This is a genomic window from Massilia sp. CFBP9026 (assembly GCF_034045165.1).
GTDB classification, from domain to species: Bacteria; Pseudomonadota; Gammaproteobacteria; order Burkholderiales; family Burkholderiaceae_D; genus Telluria; species Telluria arenae.
Genome location: NZ_JAXCWH010000001.1, coordinates 22902 through 35177 on the forward strand (window position 1 = coordinate 22902; position 12276 = coordinate 35177).

General features: G+C 66.3%; 13 protein-coding genes. All 13 read left to right on the top strand.

All coding sequences use genetic code 11. From position 1 onward, the window contains the following. Positions 1 to 14 precede the first annotated feature (14 nt). The 13 genes from cheD (at position 15) to SOM28_RS00185 (ending at position 12252) form a co-directional block, all read left to right on the top strand. Positions 15 to 614: a chemoreceptor glutamine deamidase CheD gene (gene cheD / locus SOM28_RS00125; protein WP_147934842.1), complete on the top strand. Its 600-nt coding sequence runs from the start codon at positions 15 to 17 to the stop codon at positions 612 to 614. 36 nt (positions 615 to 650) lie between these two features. Continuing rightward, entirely contained in the window at positions 651 to 1715 is a 1065-nt protein-coding gene (locus SOM28_RS00130; protein WP_123068172.1) for a protein-glutamate methylesterase/protein-glutamine glutaminase, read from the top strand. A 141-nt stretch (positions 1716 to 1856) separates the two neighbouring features. After that, on the top strand, positions 1857 to 2255 hold the full coding sequence (gene cheY / locus SOM28_RS00135; RefSeq protein ID WP_005666673.1) for a chemotaxis response regulator CheY: 399 nt from the start codon (positions 1857 to 1859) through the stop codon (positions 2253 to 2255). A gap of 1 nt (position 2256) precedes the next feature. Further along, positions 2257 to 2901, top strand: coding sequence for a protein phosphatase CheZ (gene cheZ / locus SOM28_RS00140; RefSeq protein ID WP_123068171.1), 645 nt, complete (start codon positions 2257 to 2259; stop codon positions 2899 to 2901). A gap of 32 nt (positions 2902 to 2933) precedes the next feature. After that, positions 2934 to 4148, top strand: a complete 1215-nt coding sequence (locus tag SOM28_RS00145; protein ID WP_123068170.1) for an EAL and HDOD domain-containing protein — start codon at positions 2934 to 2936, stop codon at positions 4146 to 4148. A 120-nt stretch (positions 4149 to 4268) separates the two neighbouring features. Next, positions 4269 to 6638, top strand: a complete 2370-nt coding sequence (locus SOM28_RS00150) for a DUF3141 domain-containing protein (protein ID WP_123068169.1) — start codon at positions 4269 to 4271, stop codon at positions 6636 to 6638. 11 nt (positions 6639 to 6649) lie between these two features. Continuing rightward, a complete protein-coding gene (locus SOM28_RS00155; protein ID WP_123068168.1) occupies positions 6650 to 7588 on the top strand; it encodes a phosphate acetyltransferase in 939 nt (312 codons plus the stop codon). 4 nt (positions 7589 to 7592) lie between these two features. Beyond that, the gene (locus tag SOM28_RS00160) at positions 7593 to 8795 is read left to right on the top strand and encodes an acetate/propionate family kinase (RefSeq protein ID WP_123068167.1); all 1203 of its coding nucleotides are present in this window, start codon (positions 7593 to 7595) and stop codon (positions 8793 to 8795) included. Beyond that, positions 8792 to 9439: a CoA transferase subunit A gene (locus SOM28_RS00165; protein ID WP_123068166.1), complete on the top strand. Its 648-nt coding sequence runs from the start codon at positions 8792 to 8794 to the stop codon at positions 9437 to 9439. The genes SOM28_RS00160 and SOM28_RS00165 overlap by 4 nt, the downstream gene beginning before the upstream one ends. 19 nt (positions 9440 to 9458) lie before the next feature. Continuing rightward, the gene (locus tag SOM28_RS00170) at positions 9459 to 10142 is read left to right on the top strand and encodes a 3-oxoacid CoA-transferase subunit B (RefSeq protein ID WP_123068165.1); all 684 of its coding nucleotides are present in this window, start codon (positions 9459 to 9461) and stop codon (positions 10140 to 10142) included. Next, positions 10139 to 10921, top strand: coding sequence for an enoyl-ACP reductase FabI (gene fabI, locus SOM28_RS00175; RefSeq protein ID WP_123068164.1), 783 nt, complete (start codon positions 10139 to 10141; stop codon positions 10919 to 10921). Before SOM28_RS00170 ends, fabI begins: the two co-directional genes overlap by 4 nt. A 12-nt stretch (positions 10922 to 10933) precedes the next feature. Then, positions 10934 to 11188: an RNA-binding protein gene (locus SOM28_RS00180; RefSeq protein WP_320466792.1), complete on the top strand. Its 255-nt coding sequence runs from the start codon at positions 10934 to 10936 to the stop codon at positions 11186 to 11188. A gap of 20 nt (positions 11189 to 11208) precedes the next feature. Beyond that, positions 11209 to 12252, top strand: coding sequence for a hypothetical protein (locus SOM28_RS00185; protein WP_320466793.1), 1044 nt, complete (start codon positions 11209 to 11211; stop codon positions 12250 to 12252). The last annotated feature ends 24 nt before the right edge of the window (positions 12253 to 12276 follow it).

Genomic DNA, 12276 nt, shown 5'->3' on the forward strand with positions numbered 1-12276 from the left:
AGCGTGGGACGACCATGAACAACCAGTTCGCCACCAATCTCTATCACGACCGCACCTTCAATGTCGACGCGGCCAAGATCCTGCCGGGCGAGTATTTCTATACCAATAAGGACATGCTGATCGCGACCGTGCTCGGCTCCTGCGTCTCGGCCTGCATCCGCGACCGCCTGACCGGCCTGGGCGGCATGAACCACTTCATGCTGCCCGACGGCGGGGCGGACGCCGGCAGCAACCCGGTGTCGGCCTCGATGCGCTACGGCTCGTTCGCGATGGAGATCCTGATCAATGACCTGCTCAAGGCCGGCGCCCGCCGCGAACACCTGGAAGCGAAGGTGTTCGGCGGCGGCGCCGTGCTGCGCGGCTTTACCGCGATGAACGTCGGCGAGCGCAATGCCGCCTTCGTGATGCAGTTCCTCAAGACCGAACGCATCCCGGTGCTGGCCGAAGACCTGAACGACATCTATCCGCGCAAGGTGTTCTTCTTCCCGCGCACGGGCAAGGTGCTGGTCAAGAAACTGATGCAAACCCAGAACGATACGCTGGCGAAGCGCGAGCTCGACTACGCCAAGCGACTCAAGGTCGAACCCGTCGGTGGCGCCATCGACCTGTTCTGACCTGCTTATTGCTATATGGAGTTGAAAGGGATACACATGAAGACCAAGGTGCTGATCGTCGACGACTCCGCGCTGATCCGCAGCGTGATGAGCGAGATCGTCAATTCCCAGCCCGACCTCGAAGTGGTCGCCACCGCGCCCGATCCGCTGGTCGCGCGCGAGTTGATCAAGAAGCATAATCCCGATGTCTTGACGCTGGACGTCGAGATGCCCAAGATGGACGGCCTCGACTTCCTGGAAAAGCTGATGCGCCTGCGTCCGATGCCGGTGCTGATGGTGTCGTCGCTGACCGAGCGCGGCTCGGAAATCACCATGCGCGCGCTCGAACTGGGTGCGGTAGACTTCGTGACCAAGCCGAAGATCTCGATCCAGACCGGCATGCGCGAGTATGCCGACATGATCGCCGACAAGATCCGCGCCGCCGCGCGCGCCCGTATCGCGCCGCGTTCGCGCACGCCGCAGGCCGCCAGCGCGCCGCTGTCGGCCTTGAGGAGCCCCCTGATTTCTTCCGAAAAACTGATCATCATCGGGGCCTCGACCGGCGGCACCGAAGCGATCCGCGAATTCCTGATGCAGATGCCGTCCGACTGCCCGGGCATCCTGATCGCCCAGCACATGCCGGAGGGGTTCACGAGTTCCTTCGCCAAGCGCCTGGATTCGCTGTGCAAGATCAGCGTGGTCGAGTCCGCCGGCAACGAGCGGGTATTGCCCGGCCACGCCTATATCGCGCCGGGCCATTCGCACCTGCTGCTGACGCGCTCGGGCGCCAACTACATGACCCGCATCGAGCAGTCGCCGCCGGTCAACCGCCACCGGCCCTCGGTCGACGTGCTGTTCCGCTCCGCTGCGCAGGCGGCCGGTAAAAACGCCGTTGGTGTTATCCTGACCGGCATGGGCAAGGACGGCGCGGCCGGCATGCTCGAGATGCGCCAGGCCGGCGCCCACAACTTCGCGCAGGACGAAGCCAGCTGCGTCGTGTTCGGCATGCCGCGCGAAGCGATCGCGCTGGGCGCCGCCCACGACGTCGGCCCCTTGCAGGCATTGCCGCGCATGGTGCTCGAACATCTGGCGGCGCAGGGCGGCCGGGCGTTGCGTGTTTGATCCGAATTAGAGCTGGAGTAATGCTTTAGGGGCTATTTTATCGCCGTAAGGCAACAAAAATGCTATTCTTGAGCCTGTTATCTCGCCCACCAGGGCAGCTCACCCAACAAACCACAGTATAAGATTCAAACGGAGTTATTCATGGCTGATCCAAAGATGCGTTTCCTGGTTGTTGACGATTTCTCGACGATGCGCCGCATCGTGCGAAATCTGTTGAAAGAACTGGGTTATGCCAACGTCGACGAGGCAGAAGACGGCGTGATGGCGCTGGCCAAGCTGCGCAGCGAATCGTTCGACTTCGTGGTGTCGGACTGGAACATGCCGAATATGGACGGCCTGACCATGCTGCAAAACATCCGTGCCGATCCCGCGCTGGCCAAGCTGCCGGTGCTGATGGTGACCGCGGAAGCGAAGAAAGAGAACATCATCGCCGCCGCCCAGGCCGGCGCCAGCGGCTACGTGGTCAAGCCGTTCACGGCCGCGACCCTCGACGAGAAGCTGAACAAGATCTTCGAGAAACTGGATAAAGCCGGAGCCTGAAATGGGTGAGATGAACTCGGCGCACGAAGCCGGCGCCGCCTCCTCGCATGAGGAGGTGCTCAAGCGGGTCGGCCTGATGACCCGTGCGCTGCACGAAAACCTGCGCGGGTTGGGGCTCGACAAGCTGATCGAAAAGGCGGCGAGCGACATCCCCGACGCGCGCGATCGCCTCGATTACGTGGCGCGCCTGTCGGAACAGGCTGCCAAGAAGGTGCTGGATGCGACCGATGCGGCCAGCCCGCTGCAGGACGCGATCGAAACCCGCTCGGCCGAGCTCACGAAAGGCTGGCAGGCGCTGCTGGACAAGGGCGCGACCGAGGCCGAGTGGCGCGAGATGGCCCAGCGCACGATTTCCAGCATGAACGAGTCGGCGGCGGGGGCAGTCGCCACCCGCAGCGAGCTGATGAACATCATGATGGCCCAGGATTTCCAGGACCTGACCGGCCAGGTGATCGGCCGCATCACGGGTATCGCGCAGAACCTCGAGAAGCAGCTGGTGCAGGTGCTGATCGATTTCGCCCCAAGCGAGATCAAGCGCGAGCTCGACAACGGCCTGTTGAACGGCCCGCAAATCAAGCCAACCGGCACCGAAGTCGTGGCCAACCAGGGCCAGGTCGACGATCTGCTCGACAGCCTCGGTTTCTAAGCTAGCGCCGGGCAACAACCAACGGCGCCACCATGCATCGCACCAACTTCATCGTCCGCGAACCGCTGCTTGATCCAAAGCAGCGTGTTCTCGGCTATGAGCTGTCGTGGCAGCAGCACGACGGACGCATTCCCACCGACCAGGACCTGGAAGGGCTGGTCGGTTTCGTCGCCGAGCACGTCAACCATGAAGACCATGGCTGGCTGCTGCGCGACAAGATCCTGTTCCTGGATGCCGTGCCGGCCATGCTGTCGACCGACGCCCTGCACGCGCTGCCGCCGGAACGCACCGTGCTCACCTTCGATATCCGCCAGCTGACCGACCTCGACGTGCGCTCGGCCGTGCAGGCCGTGCGCGCGGGCGGCGTCGGCGTGGCGATCCGCGGCTGCGACATCAATTTGCTGGGGCGCAACCTGTCGCCGTATGCCTCCTACCTCGAGGTGCGCTTCACCGGCGCCAACGTGGCCGACCAGGCCCGCAGCTATGCCGCCGCCAAGCATTCGGCGCTGCGCATGGTGGGGCGGCCGGTAGGCACCTGGGCCGATTTCGACGCCTGCGCCGCGCTCGGGCTCGACGCCTTCGTCGGCAAGCTGCACCTGACGCCCCGGCCTGGCAATCCGGTCAAGGGCATGAATCCGACCCAGAGCATCATCCTGCAACTGATGCAGCTGGTACAGAACAACGAGGACGTGCCCAAGCTCGAAAGCGTGCTGAAGCGCGACCCGGCGCTGACCTACAAATTGCTGCGCTACATCAATACCGCGGGCTTCGGCGCCGGGCGCGAAGTGCAGTCGCTGCGCCAGGCGATTTCGCTGCTGGGCTATGCGCCGCTGTACCGCTGGCTGGTGTTGCTGCTGGCCACGGCCAGCGCGAGCGGCTATTCGCCGGTGCTGATGGAGACCGCCGTGGTGCGCGGCCGCCTGGCCGAGCTGCTGGGGCAAAAATACCTGGGCAAGAGCGAGGCGGAGAACCTGTTCGTGGCCGGCATGTTCTCGCTGCTCGACCGGCTGCTGGGTCTGAGCATGCAGGAGGTGCTCGACACCATCCAGCTGCCCGACGGAGTGGTGCAGGCGCTGACGCGGCGCGAAGGGCCGTATGGCCCCTACCTGGCGCTGGCCGAAGCCTGCGAGCTCAACTCGAACCTGGTGGCGTCGCTGGCCGATGCGCTCGCGATCACGCCATCCGAAGTCAACCAGGCCCACCTGTCGGCGCTGGCCTGGGCACAGAGCGTGGCGGTCGACGCCTGACGTAGGACCATGGTCTGATTGTGACTCGATCAGATAAGCCGAGAATGGAAGCTGCAGCGGATTAAGCGGCACACATATTCCTTTCCCGAGCAACGGATTTCCTCTTCTTGAGGTTCGTTCATGGACACCAAGCACCTCGCACGGAGCCATGAGATCGGCGCCAAGATCGGTCTCATCCATCAAAAGCGCATCAAGACCGCGCTGGCGCAGTTCAGCCAGCGCGCCGGCGCGGCGGTGAACGGGGCAGTGGGCGACAAGGTCCCGGACGCCGCGATTCAGGAACAACCCGCAGCCTGGATGGCCGGGCTCCATCCCTGGTCGTACCAGCGCTATGCGGTCGACGCCGTCCAGCGTTCCATCCTGTTCTGGGACACCCTGCGCCAGCGCGGCGACAACTTCCTCGAGCGCGCGGCGAAGGGATCGGCGCCGGTCCTGCATTTCGACTACGAAACCATCCTCGACGGCCGCGGCTTCGCGCGGCCCGTGAACTATGCGCTGCTGCGGATCGTTCCCCCGGCCGGCGTCACGACCGATCCCGCCAAGCGTCCTTATCTCATCATCGATCCGCGTGCGGGCCATGGCCCCGGCATCGGCGGCTTCAAGGACGATTCGCAGGCCGGCGTGGCGATGCGCGCCGGCCATCCGGTGTACTTCGTCAGTTTCTTCCGCGATCCCGAACCCGGACAGACGATGCTGGACGTGTGCAGCGCCGAAGGGCAGTTCGTGAAACACGTGCGCGCGCTGCACCCGGCCAGCGAGAAACCGGCCATCATCGGCAACTGCCAGGGCGGCTGGGCGGCGATGATGCTGGCCGCCTCCAGCCCCGACGATACCGGACCGCTCCTCATCAACGGGGCGCCGATGTCGTATGTGAGCGGGGCCTGGAACGAAGGCGAGGGCGACAATCCGATGCGCTACGCCGGCGGGATGCTCGGCGGAACCTGGCTGTCCTCCTTCGTCGCCGACCTCGGCAACGGCATCTTCGACGGCGCCCATTTGGTGCAGAATTTCGAGAACCTGAATCCGGCCAATTCGTTGTGGGACAAGTATTACAAGGTCTATCAGGATGCCGACACCGAACCGGCGCGCTACCTGGACTTCGAGCGCTGGTGGGGCACGTATTACCTGCTGAACCGCGAAGAGATCGAGTTCATCACCCGCAACCTGTTCGTCGGAAACAAGCTGTGGTCGGGCGACGTCAAGGGCAATACCGGCCAGGCCTTCGACCTGCGCGCCATCGAGATGCCGATCATCCTGTTCGCCTCGTTGGGCGACAACATCACGCCGCCCGAGCAGGCCTTCAACTGGGTGGCCGACATCTACGGGAGCACCGAGGAAATCAAGGCGCGCGGCCAGGTGATCGTGGGCCTGCTGCACCAGAACATCGGCCATCTCGGCATCTTCGTGTCCGGCAAGGTGGCGAAGAAGGAATACACGCAGCTGGTCTCGGTGCTCAATGAAGTCGAGATCCTGCCGCCGGGCCTGTATGGCATGCAGATCAACGAAATCAAGGACGGGAACGCCGAAGGAAAACCCCGCTACGAGGTCACCTTCCACGAACGCCGGCTCGAGGACGTCAGCACCCAGTTCAACCGCTTCAATCGTGTCGACGAGCAGCCGTTCGAGGCGGTGGCGGCGCTGTCCGACTTCAACCAGCGTGGTTATGAGTTGTTCGTGCAGCCGCTTGTGAAAGCGATGTCCAACGACCTGAGTGCGCGGATGCTGCGCGTCTTCCACCCCTTGCGCGTCCAGAACTGGGCGCTGTCGAGCCGCAATCCCTGGATGGCCTGGCTCGAACCGGCGGCGCAGGCGGTCAGGGAGCAGCGCCAGCCGCTGGACGGGCACGACCCGTGGCGGCGCCTGGAAAGCGCGGGCGCCGAACTGCTCAGTGCGTCCCTGGACCTGTATCGGGGCCTGCGCGACGCGGCCACCGAAGCGGGCTTCTTCAGCATCTACGCGAATATGTACTCGCTCTACCTTGCGGACCGCAAGCCGGCGCAGGCGGAATCGGAGACGCCCGATGCGCGCGCGCTGCCCTTCGTCCAGGAAGCGCTGGACTCGATCGCCGAGGGCGGCTACGCCGAGGCCTTCGCCCGCCTGGCCAGCCTGCGCGCCCAGCAGGGAGAACTGCTGCCGCTGTCGCGCCTGGTCAAGCGCAAGGAGCTGGCGCAGGCCTATGCCGACTACCTGCCCGACGTGCCGCTCGACCAGTGGCGCCGCCTGCGCGGCGAGCAGGAAATCATCACCCGTTACGCGCCCGAGAAGGCGATCGCCACCTTGCCGCATCTGCTGCGCGACCCCGGCGATCGCGAGCGGCTGCTGCACCTGGTCGACAAGCTCATGGCCGACGAGCACGTGCAGGAGACGCCGCCGACAAGCGCCCAGCTGGCCATGGTGGAGCGGCTGCATGCGCTGCTGAGTAGCGAACCGGGCCGGCGGCCCGGCTTCCCGCCAGTCCCCGATGCGCCGGCCTCCGCGCGCCTCCATTGAAAGGACCCGACATGGAACCGAAACACGAGAAATACCGGCGCCTGATCGACTATTGCCGCGACCTGCCGCCGCTGCCGACCGCCGTTGCCCACCCCTGCGACACCAGCTCGCTCTCCGGCGCGCTGGAAGCGGCGCGGATCGGCCTGATCGCGCCGGTCCTGGTCGGGCCGCGCGCACGGATCGAGGCGGTGGCGCAAGAGAACAGCCTGCGCCTCGGCGACGTGACCATCGTCGAGGCGGCCCACAGCCATGCGGCGGCGGCGGCCGCCGTCGAGCTGGTGCGCGAGGGCAAGGCCGAAGCCTTGATGAAGGGCAGCCTGCATACCGACGAGCTGATGGGGGCCGTCGTCAAGCGCGAGACGGGACTGCGCACCGCGCGCCGCGTCAGCCATTGTTTCGTCATGGACGTGCCCGGGTATCCCGATGCGCTGGTCATCAGCGACGCCGCCGTGAACATCGCGCCGACGCTGGAAGAAAAGATGGACATCCTGCAGAACGCCATCGACCTGGCGCACGCCCTGCAATTCAAGGAAGTGCGGGTGGCCGTGCTATCGGCGATGGAAACGGTCAACCCGAAAGTGCCTTCCACCGTCGAGGCCGCTGCACTATGCAAGATGGTCGACCGCCACCAGATCAGCGGCGCCCTGGTCGACGGCCCGCTGGCGCTGGACAACGCGATCGATCCGGATGCGGCGAGGATCAAGAAGATCGATTCGCCGGTCGCCGGGCGCGCCAATGTGCTGCTGGTGCCCGATCTCGAGGCCGGCAATATGCTCGCCAAGAGCCTGTCCTTCCTGGCCGGCGCCGATGCCGCCGGCATCGTCCTCGGCGCGCGGGTGCCGATCATTCTCACCAGCCGCGCCGATTCGATGGTCACCCGGCTGGCCTCGTGCGCGGTGGCCACGCTGGTGGCCAGGGCGCGCCGCGAGAGCGGCAAACCGGTGAGGTGATGCCATGGCCGACCTCATTCTCGTACTTAACGCCGGCTCGTCGAGCATCAAGTTCCGCGCCTTCGACGCCGGCCCGCCAGAGCCCGAGCTCGTCCTTCATGGCCAGGTGGAGGGGCTGAGTATCGGGGGGAAAGTCAGCGCGGCGACATTCAGCGCCAAGGATGCCGGGGGCGCCCTGATCGGCGAGCGGCGCTGGGAGCCCGACGCCGCGCTCGGCCACCAGGAGGCGACCGACCACATCGGCGACTTCCTGCGCAGCCACCGCGCGGACCACCGGCTGGTAGCCGTCGGCCACCGCGTCGTGCATGGCGGTGTGCAGTTCACAGGAGCGGTGCGCGTCACCCCGACCGTGATCGCGGCGCTCGACCGCCTGACGCCGCTCGCGCCACTGCATCAGCCGCACAACCTGGCGCCGATCCGCACCCTGGTCGAGGCCCGGCCGGATCTGCCGCAAGTCGCCTGCTTCGATACCGCCTTCCACCGCGTCCAGCCCGAGGTGGCGCAGGCCTACGCGCTGCCGGACAGCATTACCAGGCTGGGGGTGCGGCGCTACGGCTTCCATGGACTCTCCTACGAATACATCGCATCGGCGCTGCCGGCCTATCCCGAGCTGGGCGCCGCCCGCGCCATCCTGGTGGCGCACCTGGGCAATGGTTCGAGCCTGTGCGCGCTGGAGAACGGCAAGAGCGTGGCCAGCACCATGGGATTCACCGCCGTCGACGGCCTGCCGATGGGCACCCGCTGCGGCAACCTGGATCCGGGCGTGGTGCTGTTCCTGATGGACCACCTCAAGATGGATGCGCGCGCCATCGAGCGCCTGATCTACAAGGAGTCGGGCCTGCTCGGCGTGTCGGGCATCTCGAGCGATATGCGAACCTTGCTCGACAGCGACGATGCGCGGGCGCGCTTCGCGGTCGACCTGTTCGTCTACCGCATCGGCCGCGAGCTCGGCTCGCTGGCGGCCGCGACCGGGGGCGCCGACGCCCTGGTATTCACGGCCGGCATCGGCGAGCATTCGGCGCTGATCCGCGAACGGGTCTGCCGCGCCGCGCGCTGGCTCGGCGTCGAACTCGAGCCGGCCGCCAATGCCGCCGGCGGGCCGCGCATCAGCACGGCGCGCAGCAAGGTCTCGGCCTGGGTGATGCCGACGAATGAAGAACTGATGATTGCGCGCCACACGAGGGCAGTCGTGAGGGCCGCCGCATGAAAACGGTCAGCCTGGAGGAGTCGGTCGCCATGATCCCGGACGGGGCCAGTCTCATGATTGGCGGCTTCATGGGCGTCGGTACGCCGGAGCGGGTGGTCGACGAACTGGCGCGCCAGGGCAAGCGCGGGCTGACCGTGATCGCGAACGACACCGCGACCCCGGGCCGCGGCATCGGCAAGCTGGTCACGGCCGGGGCCGTGCGCAAGGCGATCGTCAGCCATATCGGACTCAACCCGGAAACCCAGCAAAAGATGATCGCCGGCGACATCGAGGTCGAACTGGTGCCGCAGGGCACCCTGATCGAGCGGCTGCGCGCCGCCGGCTACGGCCTGGGCGGCATCCTGACGCCGACCGGCGTCGGCACGGCGGTCGAGGAGGGCAAGCGCAAGATCGAGGTCGACGGCGCGCCCTATCTGCTGGAGACGGCGCTGGGGGCCGATTTCGCCCTGGTCGAATCCTTTCTTGCCGATTACGAGGGCAACCTGGTCTACGCCCTGACCGCCCGCAATTTCAATCCCGTGATCGCGATGGCGGCCAGGACCGTGATCGTGGACGCCGCCAATATCGTTCCGGTAGGGATGATCTCGCCTGACCACGTGGTGACGCCGGCGGTGCTGGTCGATTACCTCGTGGCCCACAGGTGAATGACGAGAAGGCCGCACCATGGACGCTCCCACCCTGATCGCCCGACGCATTGCCCAGGAATTGCGCCCGGGGATGCTGGCCAACCTCGGCGTCGGCATTCCAACCCTGGTCGCCAACTACGTCCCGCCCGGGATGCACATCTACTTCCAGTCCGAGAACGGCCTGGTCGGTACGGGGCCGATTCCGCAGGAAGGCCTGGCGCAGGCCTATCTGACCGACGCCGCCGGCCAGCCGGTCACGGCCTTGCCGGGCGCGGCGACCTTCGACAGCGCGGTCTCGTTCGGCCTGATCCGCGGCGGCCACCTGGACCTGACGGTACTGGGCGGCCTGCAGGTGGACCAGCAAGGCTTGTTGGCGAACTGGACGATCCCCGGGAAGATGGTGCCCGGCATGGGCGGCGCCATGGACCTGGTGACCGGCGCCAGACGCGTCATCGTCGCCATGCAGCATACCGCGAGGGGCAAACCGAAGATCGTGCGGCAATGCTCGCTGCCGCTGACCTCATTGCGCACGATCGACCTCCTGGTGACGGAGCTGGCGGTGATCGGCTTCGACGGCGGCCGGGCCACCCTGCTGGAAACGGCGCCCGGCGTCGGGGTGGAGCAGGTACTCGCCGCGACCGAGGCCGAGCTGGTGGTCCCGGGCCAGGTGCCGCAGATGCGGATCGAACCCATGAATTCAATCGAAGGAGTTTCGTCATGACGAATGAAGGCCACCGTCCGATATTGGAGGGCAAGAAGGCCCTGGTTTCGGGAATCGCCAACGAGCATTCGATCGCTTATGGATGCGCGAAGGCGTTCCGCGAACTCGGCGCCGAGCTCGCCATCACCTATACGGGCGAGAAGACCAGGACGTATGTCGAGCCGCTGGCGCGCGAACTGGGCGCGCCGATCTTCATGCCGCTGGACGTCACCAGGCCGGAAGACATCCAGGCCGTGTTCGGCGAGATCGAACGGCGATGGGGGCGGCTCGATCTGTTCGTGCATTCGATCGCGTGGGCGCCGAAGGAAGACCTGCAGGGCGGGCTGCTCGACAGCAGCGCCGAAGGCTTCGCCCAGGCGATGGACATTTCCTGCCACTCCTTCGTGCGCATGGCGCGCCAGGCGGCCCGCCTCATGAAGGACGGCGGCAGCATGTTTACGATGAGCTATTACGGCGCCAACAAGGTGGTCGCCAACTACAACCTGATGGGACCGGTCAAGGCGGCGCTGGAAGCATGCGCGCGCTATCTCGCCTATGAACTCGGGCCCCGGCATATCCGGGTGCACGCCCTGTCGCCGGGGCCGCTCAAGACGCGCGCGGGCTCCGGCCTGAAGGACTTCGACCTGCTGCTTGCGGATGCGGCCGAGCGGGCGCCGCTCGGCGAACTGGTCGACATCATGGACGTCGGTTTTACCTGCGCCTTCCTGGCCACGCCGTATGCCAGGCGGCTGTCCGGCGAAACCATGTACATCGATGGCGGCGTGCACATCATGGCCTGAAGGAGGATTGCCATGGCTGATTTATTGGTGGGAAATGTGGAAGCGGGCACCAGCGACGAGGACATCAAGGCCTTCCTGGTCAAGTATGGGTTTCCACCCTTCGATGAGATCGAGCACCTGCCCGGCAACGGTTCGCGGCCGGCGGTGCTGCTGACGTTCAGGGATGCGCCGCCGGAAGCGCTGAGCAATCTGCTGCCGCGGGTCCAGGACATGTTCTGGAAGAACAGGAAGATCCATGTGCATATCGTCAACGAGCGCTATAGCTAGCATGGTAACGGGGACCGGCGATGGGTTTGCTCCACAGGATCAGGCGTGAGGGTGACAAGACCACGGCAAAGGACAAGGCCGGCGTGGACGCGGCGATCGAGCGCCTGCTGGCGCTGCATCCGCAGCTGGGCCTGGCACGCAGTTGCCAGAAGCGGCTCGCACCCGCGGTGGCGGCCTCGTTGGCGCATGTGCGCGCGCTGGTCGATGCCGTGCCCGCGGCGCGCGAGGCCAGCGCCGCCGCCTGGGATGGCGACCCCTACATCCACGCCTGGTTCGGCGCACCCGACGACGTCGCATCGCGGATGAGCCGCTCGGCCGAGTTGCGGGCCTTCTTTGCCGCCAACGGCGACGCGCCGGAAGCGTATGCGGTGCTGGGGATGGAACTGACCGAACGCCACATCCTGGGCGCCAGGATGGAAGGGGAAACGATGCGCCGCGACGTGCCGCAGACCACCGTGAGTTTCAGCGACCACCAGGTCAGGATGTGTGGGCGCGACGATGCCGAACTCAGGGAGGAGATCGTGCGGCGCCTGCTGGACGAGCTCGCGCTGGCGGGACTGGGGCGCGGCGCCGCCGACAAGTCGCGGCGCACCGTGCTCGAGCGCGAGCGTGCGCTGCTCAAGACGCGGCTGCAATTGCTGGAGCGCCAGGGCCAGGGCATCCGCTCCGTGATCGGCGGCGACGTCGCGAGCGACCCTGGCGAGCTGGCGCGGCTGCAGGCGCAGGTCGAGGAAAACGCCCGCGACCTGGCCGGCCTGGGTCTGCGCGAAGACGCACTGGAGCGCGAGCTCGAGCACGTGCGCGCGGTGTTCGCCCAGCCCGAGCGGCATCTCTCGGTGTCGACCAGGCGCTTGAGCCTGGACCGGATGAACGTCGTGATCGAGCCAGCTACGTCCACGGGCGCGCCGATGATCGACCTCGAATTCCGGATCGCCCGCCTGCCGACCCTGCCGCCGCGGGCGCGCGCATTCTCGCTGGTGCGCTTCGCGCGGACCAGCCTGCTTCCGGAAACGAGCGTGTTCGAGGAAGCCGAGCAATTGCTGTCGTCGGGACTCTGGTCCTGAAGGTAGGTCAATTTATAAGGAGCA